At 65.5% G+C, this 13,543-nt stretch carries 15 protein-coding genes; 2 read left to right on the plus strand and 13 right to left on the minus strand.

Going from position 1 to position 13,543, the window contains the following annotated elements:
• Window position 1 precedes the first annotated feature (1 nt).
• From AU175_RS15450 to pyrR, 4 genes are read right to left on the minus strand one after another with little or no spacing between them, the layout of a single operon-like run.
• Window positions 2–523 carry a PH-like domain-containing protein gene (locus AU175_RS15450; protein WP_066291613.1) on the minus strand — a complete coding sequence of 174 codons (522 nt, stop codon included), beginning with the start codon at window positions 521–523 and terminating at the stop codon, window positions 2–4.
• Window positions 523–1,863, minus strand: a complete 1,341-nt coding sequence (locus tag AU175_RS15455; protein WP_066291616.1) for a dihydroorotase — start codon at window positions 1,861–1,863, stop codon at window positions 523–525. The genes AU175_RS15450 and AU175_RS15455 overlap by 1 nt, the downstream gene beginning before the upstream one ends.
• Window positions 1,863–2,903: an aspartate carbamoyltransferase catalytic subunit gene (locus AU175_RS15460; protein ID WP_066291619.1), complete on the minus strand. Its 1,041-nt coding sequence runs from the start codon at window positions 2,901–2,903 to the stop codon at window positions 1,863–1,865. The genes AU175_RS15455 and AU175_RS15460 overlap by 1 nt, the downstream gene beginning before the upstream one ends.
• The gene (gene pyrR, locus AU175_RS15465) at window positions 2,900–3,487 is read right to left on the minus strand and encodes a bifunctional pyr operon transcriptional regulator/uracil phosphoribosyltransferase PyrR (protein WP_066291622.1); all 588 of its coding nucleotides are present in this window, start codon (window positions 3,485–3,487) and stop codon (window positions 2,900–2,902) included. Before pyrR ends, AU175_RS15460 begins: the two co-directional genes overlap by 4 nt.
• A 210-nt stretch (window positions 3,488–3,697) precedes the next feature.
• On the opposite strand from pyrR, the gene AU175_RS15470 reads away from it, so the two are divergent.
• Together AU175_RS15470 and AU175_RS15475 are read left to right on the plus strand one after the other, a co-directional pair.
• On the plus strand, window positions 3,698–4,972 hold the full coding sequence (locus AU175_RS15470; RefSeq protein ID WP_066291624.1) for a PrsW family intramembrane metalloprotease: 1,275 nt from the start codon (window positions 3,698–3,700) through the stop codon (window positions 4,970–4,972).
• A gap of 11 nt (window positions 4,973–4,983) precedes the next feature.
• Window positions 4,984–5,778 carry an SDR family oxidoreductase gene (locus AU175_RS15475; RefSeq protein WP_066291628.1) on the plus strand — a complete coding sequence of 265 codons (795 nt, stop codon included), beginning with the start codon at window positions 4,984–4,986 and terminating at the stop codon, window positions 5,776–5,778.
• 90 nt (window positions 5,779–5,868) lie between these two features.
• On the opposite strand, the gene nusB is transcribed toward AU175_RS15475, so the two are convergent.
• The 9 genes from nusB to ruvX form a co-directional block, all read right to left on the minus strand.
• The gene (gene nusB, locus AU175_RS15480) at window positions 5,869–6,279 is read right to left on the minus strand and encodes a transcription antitermination factor NusB (RefSeq protein ID WP_066291630.1); all 411 of its coding nucleotides are present in this window, start codon (window positions 6,277–6,279) and stop codon (window positions 5,869–5,871) included.
• Entirely contained in the window at window positions 6,279–6,842 is a 564-nt protein-coding gene (efp, locus tag AU175_RS15485) for an elongation factor P (RefSeq protein WP_066291638.1), read from the minus strand. Before efp ends, nusB begins: the two co-directional genes overlap by 1 nt.
• A 165-nt stretch (window positions 6,843–7,007) precedes the next feature.
• Window positions 7,008–7,526 (minus strand): tetratricopeptide repeat protein, encoded by a 519-nt coding sequence (locus AU175_RS15490; protein WP_066291641.1) that lies wholly within the window; start codon window positions 7,524–7,526, stop codon window positions 7,008–7,010.
• Window positions 7,526–8,617, minus strand: a complete 1,092-nt coding sequence (aroB, locus tag AU175_RS15495; protein ID WP_066291645.1) for a 3-dehydroquinate synthase — start codon at window positions 8,615–8,617, stop codon at window positions 7,526–7,528. The genes AU175_RS15490 and aroB overlap by 1 nt, the downstream gene beginning before the upstream one ends.
• Window positions 8,614–9,189 carry a shikimate kinase gene (locus tag AU175_RS15500; RefSeq protein ID WP_156642434.1) on the minus strand — a complete coding sequence of 192 codons (576 nt, stop codon included), beginning with the start codon at window positions 9,187–9,189 and terminating at the stop codon, window positions 8,614–8,616. Before AU175_RS15500 ends, aroB begins: the two co-directional genes overlap by 4 nt.
• The gene (gene aroC / locus AU175_RS15505; protein WP_066291648.1) at window positions 9,189–10,388 is read right to left on the minus strand and encodes a chorismate synthase; all 1,200 of its coding nucleotides are present in this window, start codon (window positions 10,386–10,388) and stop codon (window positions 9,189–9,191) included. The genes AU175_RS15500 and aroC overlap by 1 nt, the downstream gene beginning before the upstream one ends.
• A gap of 26 nt (window positions 10,389–10,414) precedes the next feature.
• Window positions 10,415–11,275 carry a shikimate dehydrogenase gene (locus AU175_RS15510; protein WP_066291655.1) on the minus strand — a complete coding sequence of 287 codons (861 nt, stop codon included), beginning with the start codon at window positions 11,273–11,275 and terminating at the stop codon, window positions 10,415–10,417.
• On the minus strand, window positions 11,272–12,942 hold the full coding sequence (gene mltG / locus AU175_RS15515) for an endolytic transglycosylase MltG (RefSeq protein ID WP_066291657.1): 1,671 nt from the start codon (window positions 12,940–12,942) through the stop codon (window positions 11,272–11,274). The genes AU175_RS15510 and mltG overlap by 4 nt, the downstream gene beginning before the upstream one ends.
• Window positions 12,939–13,538 carry a Holliday junction resolvase RuvX gene (gene ruvX, locus AU175_RS15520; RefSeq protein ID WP_066291660.1) on the minus strand — a complete coding sequence of 200 codons (600 nt, stop codon included), beginning with the start codon at window positions 13,536–13,538 and terminating at the stop codon, window positions 12,939–12,941. Before ruvX ends, mltG begins: the two co-directional genes overlap by 4 nt.
• Between the last annotated feature and the right edge of the window lie 5 nt (window positions 13,539–13,543).

Below are 13,543 nucleotides of genomic sequence, written 5' to 3' on the forward strand. Positions count from 1 at the left end.
TTTACTTTCCACTCTGGGGATCAGTCTGGGGGGCAGCGGAGATCAATTGCTGAAGGGATTCGAAGAGGGCGGGCTTGTCTGCGGCGCGCCGGGTACGGAACCCGGTGTCCAGCTCGTGGGAGCCGAGCTTCCAGCTGAGCACCAGCAGGCCGTCCTTTTCCACGAACTTGCCGGCCATGCCGCTGTCCTGCCGCACGGCGGTGAGGTCCGCTGCCGGAATGTAGACCGCCGGTGCGCCGGATCTGTCAAAGAGGACACCGTGGGGGTAGACGGCGAGGGTCGCGTTGGTACGGATGCCGAGCCCGTGCACGGCGATCCGGTCCAGCCAGTCCCCCGCGGTGGTTGATGCGACGTACTGTCCCTCGGCCGTGTCGAGCGCCGTCCCGGGTGCTTCGGGCACCTCAGGCAGCTGTTCGACGTCGGCCTGCCGCTTGAGGCGGTTCCGCCAGCCTGTCCAGATCATCAGCAGGACGACGGCGATGATCGCCACGGTGATGAGGCCGGTGAGGAGCTTGGTGTCCATCAGGAAACGACCGCCGAACTGGCTGCCGGTTCGCGGTACGGGGTGTTGAGCTCGCCGTCCAGGACGGTGGGGTGGCCCTTGTAGAAGGTGGCCACCACCTTGCCCGGCAGTTCCAGTCCCGCAAATGGCGAATTGCGGCCCATGGTTGCCATCCTGGCGGGATCAACGGTCCAGCGGGCAGCGGGGTCCACCAGGATGAGGTTGGCGGGCTCGCCGGCTTCGAGGGGGCGGCCCTGGTCGGACAGCCGCCCGATCCGTGCCGCGGCTGTGGAGGTCACCCGGGCGAAGTCTGCCCAGGTCATGAGTCCGGTTTCGATCATCGTGTGCTGGACCACTGACAGTGCGGTTTCCAGCCCGGTCATGCCCATCGCGGCCTGCGCCCACTCGCATTCCTTGTGCTCGCTGGGGTGGGGCGCGTGGTCAGTGCCGACGACGTCGATGGTGCCGTCCGCGAGGCCGGCCCGCAATGCCTGGACGTCCGCGTCGGTCCGCAGCGGCGGGTTGACCTTGTAGACCGGGTTGTAGCTGCGGACCAGGTCATCGGTGAGCAGGAGGTGGTGTGGGGTGACCTCGGCGGTGACGTTGATGCCGCGTTCTTTCGCCCACCGGATGATCTCAACGGAGCCCGCGGTGGAGACGTGGCAGACGTGCAGGCGCGAGTTCACGTGCTGTGCCAGCAGGACGTCGCGGGCGATGATGCTCTCCTCGGCGACAGCCGGCCAGCCGGTGAGCCCCAGGACGGCGGACACTTCGCCCTCATTCATCTGCGCCCCGGCGGTGAGGCGGGGTTCCTGCGCGTGCTGGGCCACCACGCCGTCGAACGCCTTGACGTATTCCAGTGCCCGGCGCATCAGCACCGGATCGTGGACGCAGATGCCGTCGTCGGAAAACATCCGGACGCGGGCGCGGGAGTCCGCCATGGCGCCGAGTTCTGCCAGCTGCTCCCCCGCCAGGCCGACGGTGACTGCTCCGACAGGGCGGACGTCCACCCAGCCGGCCGCGCGGCCCAGGCTGTAGACCTGCTCCACAACACCGGCGGTGTCCGCTACGGGTGTGCTGTTGGCCATGGCGTGCACGGCGGTGTAGCCGCCCAGGGCGGCGGCGCGGGTGCCGGTTTCAACGGTTTCGGCGTCTTCGCGGCCGGGTTCGCGCAGGTGGGTGTGCACGTCCACCATGCCGGGAAGGGCCACCAGTCCGGCTGCCTCGATGACGGTGGCGCCGTCGGCGTGAAGGTCCGTTCCCCGGGCGCCAATGACACCGTCGCGGATGAGCAGGTCCTCGGCGCCGGCGCCCAGGACCGCTGCACCGCGGATCAGGTAGGTTCCGTTGTTGTCTGCCATCAGTTGCTCTCCTTGGTGGAATGTGCGGCGTTGGAATGGGCGTACGCACGTGTGGTGTCCGGGACGGCGGCTGGTTCGCGGGTATCCCCGGAAAGCAGCAGATACAGCGCGGCCATCCGGACCGAGACGCCATTGCGCACCTGCGACAGCACGGTGGAGCGGGGCGAGTCCGCGGCGGCTGCGGATATTTCCAGGCCCCGGTTCATGGGGCCGGGGTGCATGATGATGGTGTCCTTCAGTCCCAGGCTGTCCAGGGCACGGAGCCGGTTGTCATCGAAGCCCCAGCGGCGGGAGTATTCGCGGGTGGAGGGGAAGAATGAGGCGTTCATCCGCTCACCCTGCACGCGCAGCATCATGACTGCGTCCACTCCCTGTTCCAGGGTTTGGTCCATGTTGTAGCTGACCTTGCACGGCCACTGCTCGACGCCGATGGGCAGCAGGGTGGGCGGCGCAACGAGGGTGACTTCGGCGCCGAGGGTGCGGAGCAGCCAGACGTTGGACCTGGCCACGCGGGAGTGCAGGACGTCTCCGGCAATGGCGACGCGCATGCCTTTGAGGTCCGCCCCAACGGATCCGCTGCCAGCCAGCTTTGCCCAGTGCCGGCGCATGGTGAAGGCGTCGAGCAGGGCCTGGGTGGGGTGTTCGTGGGTTCCGTCGCCGGCGTTGATGACGGCGGCATCGATCCAGTCCGTGGCGGCCAGGCGGTGGGGTGCACCGGAGGCCCAGTGGCGGATCACGACGGCGTCCGCTCCCATGGCGGCCAGCGTCTGGGCCGTGTCCTTCAGGGACTCGCCCTTGGAGACGGAGGACCCCTTCGCGGCGAAGTTGATGACGTCGGCTGACAGCCGCTTGGCAGCCGCTTCGAAGGAGATCCGTGTCCGGGTGGAGTCCTCGAAGAAGAGGTTCACCACGGTGCGTCCGCGCAGGGCCGGGAGCTTCTTGACCTCGCGGTCGCCCACGGCGGCCATTTCTTCGGCGGTGTCGAGGATGCGGATGGCGTTGGACAGGCTGAGGTCTTCAGTGGAGAGGAGGTGTTTCACGCGCCGCCCTCGATGACCACTTCGTTGACCGTGGATCCGCCGGGGGCGGTGTCGGTTTCCTCAAGGCGGACCCGGACCTTCTCGGCGGAGGACGTAGGGAGGTTCTTTCCCACGTGGTCGGCCCTGATGGGAAGCTCGCGGTGGCCGCGGTCAATCAGCACGGCGAGCCTGACGATCCGCGGACGGCCGAGGTCGATGATGGCGTCCAGCGCGGCCCGGATGGTGCGGCCGGAGTACAGCACGTCATCGATGAGCACCACGACCTTGTTGTCGATCCCCGTGCGCGGAAGCTGGGTGGGGTAGGGAGGCCTGGTGGGATGGTGGGAGAGGTCGTCGCGGAACATGGTGACGTCAAGTTGTCCGACGATGGCGTCGGCGTCCACGGTTGGATCGGCGGCAGCGATCTTGCGGGCCAGCCGGAGTGCCAGCGGATAGCCGCGCCGCGGGATACCCAGCAGCACCAGGTCCTTGGAGCCTTTATTGGCCTCGAGGATCTCATGGGCGATACGAGTGAGGGCACGGTCTATGTCTGCCTGGTTGAGGACAACCCTGGCTGGAACCGGTGCGCTTGTGACAGAAGTCAACGCTCGTCTCCCCTTTCCCCGCCTCACAGGACGGAATTAAAAGAAGGATTATTTGCGTTCCAAAATTACCACACGGGCCGCTGCCGGACGGGCGCGTTGCTGGTCACATCCTGTTCTCCCCTCAGGTGATATGCCCCTGCAGGCGCTGATCCCGCCGTCGGCCAGGCGTTACGCCTTTGAGCCCGGATGCCGGCACCATAGGCTTTCCCTATGTCGATGCACCCCCACCATCCCCGTCCCGGCCAGCCGGGACGGTCCGGACCGCAAGGACCCCTGCCCAGCCAGGTGAACCCGAGCTGGATGGGACACGTGGAGCCGGAGTACTACCGGCCGGTGCCCGGCAATTCAGCCGGCCCCGTCCGTTCCGTCGCGCAGCAGCACGGCCGAGGCGCCCAGCGGCCGCCTGCCCCGCCCACGAGGGCAGGCCTGCTGGCTCTGATGATCGGCGGCGGCGCGCTGGCATTCCTCAGTCTGTTCCTGGTGGTTCCCTTCCTGCTGGCCAACACGGGAACCGCCGGATTCATGGTGGGATTCATAGCCTCGCTGCTCCCGTTGTCCGCGGTGCTCCTGGCGGTCCACGCGATCGACCGCTGGGAGCCGGAACCGAAACGGCTGTTGTTTTTCGCCTTCACCTGGGGTGCAGCGGTATCAATCGCCGTCACGCTGCTGGTCCAGCCGTTCTTCGCGCTCACCTACCAGTTTTCAGACGAGGGCGACTTCCAGACCTACATGGCTACCGTCCAGGCACCGGTAGTGGAGGAATTCGCCAAGGCGCTGGGGCTGCTGCTTCTTCTGCTGTTGGCACGCCGCCACTTCGACGGACCGGTGGACGGGGTGGTCTTCGCCTTCACGATCGCCGGCGGCTTCGCCTTCACGGAGAACATCCTCTACTTCGGCCGGGCCATTGCCGAATCTGCAAGCCCCGCCACCGACCTGGCCCAGATTTTCCTGCTCCGTGGTGTCATGTCCCCGTTCGCCCATGCAATCTTCACTGGAACCACCGGGCTTATCATGGGGTTCGCGGCGCGGCGTTGGCATACAGGCGCATCGGTTGCGGCGTTTGCGGTGGGGCTGCTTCCCGCCATGTTCCTCCACAACCGGTGGAACAGCATGGGCGAGGGCTTCCTCGCGGACTACATCCTCATCCAGGTGCCCATCTTTGTGCTGTTCATTGGCGTGGTCATCCTGCTGCGCGTCGCGGAAAACCGGCTGACCCGGCAGCGGCTTCTTGAGTATGCAGTGGCGGGCTGGTTCACCCCCGCCGAAGTGGACCTGCTGGCCACGCCCGGCGGCAGGCGAACCGCCCTGAGCTGGGCAGCCGGCTACAACCGCCGTCCGCAGATGAAGGCCTTCGTGAAGGCGGCCACGCAGCTCGCCTTCACGCGGCAGCGCATCCTGAGCGGCAGGGATGTGGCGCTGCACCAGGCTGAAGAACGCGCTCAGCTGCAGCGGATCCTGGCGCTGCGGGCCGCCGTCGCCGGCTGAGGTGCCGGATCATGGATGACGTGCTGGTCACCGGAGGATCTGGCCATCTCGGCACGGACGTCGTCCGCCTGCTCCTTGAGCGGGGAGAACGCGTGCGTGTTTTGTCGCGGACACCGCGTGCAGGAACGGATGTGAAAACATTCGAGGGCGATCTCGCCACGGGCCGGGGAATCCGGGAAGCAGCATCGGGGGTTCGCGCGATAGTTCACGCCGCAACGCTTTCACCGGCCGCCCTGCGAGGCCAGGTCCTGCCTGTGGACTTTGTGACAAGCCCTCCCGACGTGGATGTGGACGGAACACGACGGCTCCTGGAGGAAGCACAACGCGCTGGCGTGCAACACTTCCTGTACATCTCAATAGTGGGGGTCCAGCAGTCCAGGTTTCCCTACCTCCGGCGGAAAGCACAGGCCGAGAACATCGTCCGGAGCTCCGCGGTTCCGTGGACGATCCTTCCGGCCACGCCTTTTTATTGGTTGTTGGCCCGGTTCCATGACCACATGACGGAGCAGCGCATCTGGTTTGCCCCATCGAACCTGCTCATGCAGCCAGGCGATTCTGCCGAGTTCGCACCCTACGTGACGGAACGCCTCTTGGCGGGCCCGGCAGGGGACGCTCCATGTTTCGGAGGACCGGACGTCCTGTCCCAGGGGGACATCGCCCGGCAATATCAGGCCGCCCGCGGCCTCCATCGAAGAATCGTGGAGTTTCCGCTGCCCCGCTTTGCCGTCCGGGCAAGCGGTCCCCAAACTTGCGATGACGGCCGGCGGGGAGCAACGACCTGGGCCCAATGGCTCGCGAAACACTGAGGCGCAGGAAAGCACAAAGCCCCGGCCAGGTGACCTGGTCGGGGCTTTGGCTGCTTCGCAGCGAGGCGTCGCCCGGCTGCGGAGAAGGCCTCAGGCCAGCAGTGAAGGCTTCAGCTGCTGCAGGCGTCCGAGGAGACCGTTGATGAACGACGGCGACTCGTCAGTTGACAGCGTCTTGGCCAGCGCGACTGCCTCACTGACCGCTACGCCGTCGGGTACGTCGTCGTTGTACAGCAGTTCCCAGGTGCCGATGCGCAGGATGATGCGGTCCACCGACGGCATACGCTCCAGGGTCCAGCCCTGCGAGTAGGTCTCCAGGAATTCGTCGATCGCCGTCTGCTGCGAGACCACGCCTTCAACGATTTCCAAGGTGTAAGGGTTGACGATCTGGTCCGTCTTTTCCCGCCGCGCCCGCAGGACGTCAAAGGCAGAAACCGAGCGCTGCTCAGCTTCGAAAAGAACGTCCAATGCCCTGTTACGGGCCTTACCGCGTGCGCTCACTACTCGCTGACCCGGCCGAGGTAGCTGCCGTCGCGGGTGTCGACCTTGACCTTGGTGTTGTTCTCGACGAACAGCGGAACCTGGATCTCATAGCCGGTTTCGAGCGTGGCGGGCTTGGTGCCGGCGGAGGAGCGGTCGCCCTGCAGGCCGGGCTCCGTGTAGGTGATTTCCAGCACAACGCTGGGGGGAAGTTCGATGTAGAGCGGGGTGCCCTCGTGGATGGCGATGTTGACCATCTGGTTTTCCAGCATGAAGTTGGTGGCGTCGCCAACGGTTGCACCGGAGACGGTGATCTGGTCGTAGTCAGAGGTGTCCATGAACACGAAGTCCGCACCGTCCTGGTACAGGTACTGGTAATCGCGGCGGTCAACCGTGGCGGTCTCGATCTTGAGGCCGGCGTTGAAGGTCTTGTCCACAACCTTGCCGGACATCACGTTGCGCATCTTGGTCCGCACGAACGCACCGCCCTTGCCAGGCTTGACGTGCTGGAACTCGATGATGTTCCAGAGCTGGCCCTCGAGCTTAAGGACCGTTCCGTTCTTGATGTCGTTAGTGGTTGCCACTGATTTCCTCTGGTTTCTATCTGCCTGGACGGTCAGACGTTTCTATGCCGGGCAGGCATGCCAATCGGCCCGCCAGCGCGTGTTTGTCAAAAATCCAAGAACCATTCTACCGGGTAAATCCGGCGGGGCTTCCGTCACGGGTGCCCAGGCCGTGATGGTCTGCTGTCAGCAGGCCAGTTCCAGCACGTCGCGGGCCCGCTGCAGTGACACAGTGGAGGAGTAGATCAAGGAGGCGTCGGCCGATTCGGCAACGCGCAGGTCCAGTGCGCGGGCGAACGATTCAACGGCGGCGGAGGTCTGGCCTGCGGTGTACTGCGTTTTGCCGAGGAATTGCAGGACGAGCGCTTCGCGGGGGGTCCCCTGGACTTCGGCCAGCAATTGCCTGAACAGCTCCACCGCACGGTCCAGGCGGTTGGAGACTCGCAGCACTTCGGCTTCGAAGGCCCTCAGCCTGAACGATTCGGGGTCCTTAAACCGGGCCTCGGCCAGCAGTTCGGCCGCTTCGGCGGCGTGGCCTTCCACCAGCAGCACAAAAATGTGGTCTGCAGGGTCACTGGAGGCTGCCAGCGCATTCCGGCAGGCATCCTCGTTAACAATCTGCGGCAACAGTGTCTCCGGGTTGATGCGGATTCCGGGGAAGCCGGCCTCCGGCCAGTCGCTGGTGCCTTGCACGTCGCCCTGCATCAGGAAGCAATTTCCTGGTAGGCGGCGAACAGCAGTGAAGTGTCCGGCACGTCGAGGATGCCCGGCTTGGCCACGCCGTCCAGGACGACGAAACGCAGGAGGTCACCGCGTGACTTCTTGTCCCGGCGCATGCCGTCCAGGAGGCCCTGCCAGCGGTCCCTGCGGTAGGTGACGGGCAGGCCGAGGGTCTCCAGGATGCTGCGGTGGCGGTCGGCGTCGGCGTCGCTGAGGCGTCCCACACTGCGGGCCAGCTCAGCGGCGAACATCATTCCCACCGACACTGCCGCACCGTGGCGCCAGGAGTAGCGCTCCACCAGTTCGATGGCGTGGCCCAGGGTATGCCCGTAGTTGAGGATTTCCCGGAGCCCGGACTCCTTCAAGTCTTCGGAAACAACCTTGGCCTTGACCGCAATGGCCCGCTCAATGAGTTCCCGCAGCACCGCGGACTGCGGATCCACCACCGCTTCGGGGTCTTTTTCCACCAGGTCCAGGATGGCCGGATCTGCAATGAAGCCGCACTTGACCACTTCGGCCATGCCGGAGATCAGCTCGTTGCGGGGCAGGGTGTTCAGGGTGTCCAGATCCACCAGCACGCCGGCGGGCGGGTGGAAGGATCCCACCAGGTTCTTGCCCTCCGCTGTGTTGATCCCGGTTTTTCCGCCTACGGAGGCGTCCACCATTCCCAGCAGGCTGGTGGGCATGTGTATGACTTTGACACCCCTGAGCCAGGTCGCCGCCACAAAGCCGGCGAGGTCGGTCACGGCGCCTCCGCCGACGGCAACTATTGCATCGGAACGCGTGAAGTCGTTTTGTCCCAGCACCTGCCAGCAGAACGCCGCCACCTGGATGTGCTTGCCTTCCTCGGCATCAGGGATCTCTGCGGTCAGTGAGGTGAAGCCGGCAGCGGCGAGTTCGTCCCGCACCGTGTCTCCCGTGAGCCGCAGCGCCCGGGGGTGGATGACAAGCACACGCCGTACGCGCTCACCCAGGAGTCCCGGGAGGCTGCTGAGCAGGCCGCGGCCGACGACGACGTCGTAGTTCTGCGCCGCCGACTCCCCGGTGACCTTGATGACTGTTGATTCGTCGCTCACTTTTCAACTTCCTGTTTGGCAGCTGCGAATTCCCGCAGCGCAACTTCGAGCCGGTGTCCGATCTCTGCAACGGAGCCCTCGCGGACGTCCAGGACCACGTCGGCCAGCCGTTCGTAAACCGGCTTCCTGGCGGCGAACGTTGAGATCCATTGACCCATGGCATCGCCTGCAAGCAGCGGACGGCCGGTATTGCGGGCGATGCGGCTGGCCACCGTGGCGGCGTCGCACTCCAGGTACACCACCGTGCAACTTCCCAGCAGCTGCTGGGTCCCGGAGTCCAGGACCGCCCCGCCGCCCAGCGATATCACCGTGGCCGTGGCCGTGCCCGCGGCCTGTTCCACCACGCTGGCCACGGTACGGGCCTCAATCTCCCGGAAGGCCCGCTCGCCCCGCCCGGCAAAAATGTCAGCAATGGAACCGTGGCTGCCCACGATCACCACGTCAGTGTCCACAAACTGCGCACCCAGCTGTTGAGCCAGTTGGTAGCCGATGGCTGACTTGCCCACAGCCATCGGACCAATCAGGACAATGGGCCGGGCGTCCGGCGCACCTGTTCTGCTGCGATCGGGCACTACTGGCCGATCGAGTCCAGGGACGCCGGAATGTTGTCCAGGTAACCCTTGATATTGCGCTTCGTTTCAGCCACGGAGTCGCCGCCGAACTTTTCCGTGATGGCCTCGGCAAGGACCAGCGCAACCATTGCTTCGGCCACAACACCGGCGGCGGGCACGGCACAGACGTCCGACCGCTGGTGGTGCGCCTTGGCAGCCTCGCCGGTGCTGACGTCGATGGTCTTCAGGGCACGGGGCACCGTGGCTATCGGTTTCATGGCCGCACGCACGCGCAGTACGTCACCGATGCTCATGCCGCCCTCAATGCCGCCGGCACGGTTGCTGGTCCGAATGATCCTGCCGTCTGCGTCCTTGACGATTTCGTCGTGCGCTGAGGAGCCCCGGCGTGCTGCCGTGAGGAAACCGTCGCCGACTTCCACGCCCTTGATGGCCTGGATTCCCATGAGGGCGGCGGCGAGCCTGGAATCAAGCCTGCGGTCCCAGTGGACGTAGCTGCCCAGTCCCGGCGGGAGGCCGTAGGCGAGCACTTCCACCACGCCGCCAAGGGTTTCGCCTTCCTTGTGGGCAGCGTCCACTTCGGCGACCATGGCATCGGACGTCTCGCGGTCGAAGCAGCGAAGCGGGTCGGCGTCCAGGGCGATGACGTTGGCGGGTACCGGGAGCGGCCGGCCCTCGGGCACTGTCACGGTGGCGATGGAGACAGTGTGGCTGACGAGCTCGATGCCGAGGTGCTTGAGGAACTGGGCCGCAACGGTGCCCATGGCTACGCGGGTTGCTGTTTCCCGTGCGCTGGCGCGTTCGAGTACGGGCCGTGCCTCATCAAAGCCGTACTTCTGCATGCCGGTGAAGTCCGCATGGCCGGGACGGGGCCGGGTGAGCGGGGCGTTGCGTGCCTGGTCGGCGAGGACCTCCGGGTCCACGGGATCCGCAGACATGATTTGCTCCCATTTGGGCCATTCGGTGTTCCCCACCTGGATGGCCACCGGTCCGCCCTGGGTCAGTCCGTGCCGGACCCCGCCGAGGATGGTTACTACGTCCTGTTCAAACTTCATGCGTGCGCCACGGCCGTAGCCAAGGCGGCGGCGAGCCAATGAATCGGCGATCTGCCCGCTGGTGAGTTCCACACCGGCGGGGACGCCTTCAATAATTCCCATCAGAGCCGGACCATGGGATTCACCGGCTGTCAACCAACGCAACATAATTTCCATCCTGCCATGTATGGCGCTCAGAACGCCCGTCGGGGAAGTCCGACTGCGTCACACATCACATCTATGACAGCTGCGTTAACTTCCTCCCGGAGCCGGGAAAAAAGCCGCACCTGTTCCACCGCCTGGTAGAGCAGCATCTCAAGTCCCGGGACCACCGAACCGCCGCCGGCCTGCCACGCCGAGGCGATCTTGCTGGGCCAGGGATCGTACGCCACGTCCAGCAGGACGCCGGGCGTCCGGGCGCCGCTGGCGGCCAGTTCGCGGGCCAGCCCGTCTGCTGCGCGGGGCGGCAAAGTGGAGATTACGACGTCGGCAGCCGCCGTCGGGCCGGCAGCTTCCGCCAACTGCCGTACGGCCAGGTCCACGCCGACTCCGGCCGCGGCGGCACGCGCCTCCTGCACCCTTGACGTGTCACGGACGAACAGCTGCACCGAAACGGCGCCGAGGAGTTTGAGGGCCGCCACGGCTGCCGCAGCGGTGCCCCCGCCGCCGAGGATCACCGCAGAGGGCGTGGGCGCAACACCGGCGTTGCGGACGGCATCCACGATTCCGGCCACGTCCGTGTTGTAGGCAACACGCTTCACACCAGCGCCGGCGTCCTCGAAAACCACCGTGTTAACCACACCTAGGACGCTCGCGACACCGCGGACTTCGTCCACTTCATGCAACATCGCCGCCTTCAGCGGCATGGTCACGGAGAGTCCGCGCCATCCCTCCTGCTGGCTGACCTGTTTCATGAACGCCGGCAAGGCAGGCTCCGTGACGTCCACAGCGGTGTAGCTGATGTCGATGCCCAGCTGTGCGTACGCCGCCGCGTGCAGGGCTGGTGACTTGGAGTGGCTGATCGGGTGACCGAGGACGGCGGCCCGCAGGCTCATGCGCAGCGGCCTACGTTGGCTTCGCACCAGGTGTTGTACTGGTCCACGTAGGTGTTGTGCTCAGCCAAGGTCTTGGAGAACTTGGTCTCCTTGGTGTCCAGGTTGATGGTCACCCAGTACAGGTAGTCGTTGGTCTTGGGCTTGGCGGCAGCATCAATGGCTGTCTTTCCGGGCGAACCTATGGGTCCCGGTGGCAGGCCGGGATTGGCATAGGTGTTGTACGGGTTGGATTTGTCCTGGCGTTGTTCGTCCGTGAAGTTGTAACTCTTGGTGCCCAAACCGTAGGTCACCGCCGAGTCCACCTGCAGGTATCCGTTGGTCTGGTCATTGGGCTTGAGCCTGTTGTAAATGGCCCCGGCCACGTCCCCGTACTCTGCCTGGCCGCCTTCAGCCTGGACAATGCTGGCGACGATCACGGCTTCGTATTGCTTGGCAGGATCGGTAATCCCCTGCGACACGAGTTCATCCACGGTGACCTTTACCAGGGACTTCAGGATTTCCTTCGCCGGAGTGCCCAGCTCGAAGCGGTATTCCCCCGGAGCCAGGAAGCCCTCAAGGTTCTTGGCGTTGGCCGGCAGGCCAAAATCCGCCGGAGTGTTGCTCAGTGCCGTCAGCTGGTCCAAGGGCACTCCGGATCCTTCGGAGATGGCCTGCAGCGATTCCCCGATCCTCAGGCCGGCACTCAAGGCAAAGTAGATGACCTTGCTCTTGTCCTTGCCCAGGAGGACATTCACGGCATCCGCGTTCTTCATTTCCATTTTGAACGTGTAGTCGCCGGGCGACAGGACGCCGCCTGACGCGGCGAACGCCTGCAGGAACGTATCAGCGTTGGCGACCACTTTTTCGTTCTCCAGCTTGGACGCCATTGACCGGGTACCTTCGCCGGGCTCAACCGACACCTGGACTTCGCCGGTGCCGGGGCCAGGGAAATCGCTGGGTTTGTCGTTCCCGAGCAGCGGCTTGAGGAACTGGGCCCCAACGGCGACGGCGGTGACGAACACAGCCAGTGTCACGAAGAGCGCGAGGAGTCGGCGCCGGCGGCGCACTTTCTTGGAGGGCCGCGGCACTACGGTGACCGCAGAGGCGCCACCGAGTACGCCGGCGTCGTGGTGGTCATCCGGATGGTAGTCCCCGTCATGGTGGGCGTTGCCATAATGCGCAGTGTCGTAGTGGCCTTCGTCGTAGTGCCCGCCATCATGGGCGGCACCGTGGTGCGCGTCGTCATGGGCACCATCGTGGTGCGCGTCATGATGGGCAACATCGTGGTGAGCATCGTCGTGGTGGTCGCTGTAGTGCTGCTCTTCCGCGTGATGGACGTCATCATAGACGTGGTCCTGTCCGTCCCGGACTCCGTCGCCGGCCGGGATCTCCTCGTGCTGCCCAACCGCCGGCGGTGCGGAGCCAACCTGCTGGATGGCTGGCGGGGCATCCGGCACGGCGGGGACCACCGGAGGGGCTGCGGGCTCGGGAGGAGCGGTAGCGGCGGCCTTGTGCCCATTGCCCTCGTCCAGGTGGTCGAACCCGGTTTCGTAGGCCTGCTCGGGAACAACATCGTTGCTTTCGGTGTGCAGGGACTTCTCCAGTGCGCGGAGTTCCTTGCGGGTCAGCTGCCTGGCCCCGCCGCCGCTGGTGGTGCCGGACGTGTCATCAATGTTGGCCGGGCTCACTGTAGCCTTCCGTTATCTGAAGATCGAGTTTTGTCCCCCGGGGAAGCGGGCGCGGGCATTCCCGCTTCACTGTCCCCGGATAGCCCCGGACGGGCCGGCGCGGTCACGCGCCTTCCAACGTCCGTTCCCCTGGCTTTTTGCATGTCGATGGCGTGCTGGAGTATTCCTGCCGCCGCAACCTGATCCACCACTTTACGGTGGTTGCGGCTGCTCATGCCAGCTTCGTGCAGGTTGCGGTGGGCCGAGACGCTGCTGAGGCGTTCGTCGACGAGGCACACCGGGACGTCCAGGTCACGGCCTTCCAGTTCGCCGGCCAGCAGCTCCGCGTAGTCCGTCGCCATCCGGGCGGAAGCGTGTTCCTCCCCCTTCATGGTGCGTGGAAGCCCCACGATGACCTGGACCGCCCCGAGTTCCTGGACGAGCGCCGCAATGACGCGGACATCCGAATTCTTCTTGGGGTTGCGGTCCAACGTCTTGTACGGCGTCGCGAGGATGCCGTCGCGGTCACAGAGGGCAACGCCCACCCGGACGGTTCCGACGTCCACCCCCAGTTTGATGCCCTGGGGGTAGGCTCCGGCTGCTGCAGGACTGGTCATGGAAT

The sequence above is a fragment of the Arthrobacter sp. B6 genome (assembly GCF_001663775.1).
Lineage (GTDB): Bacteria > Actinomycetota > Actinomycetes > Actinomycetales > Micrococcaceae > Arthrobacter.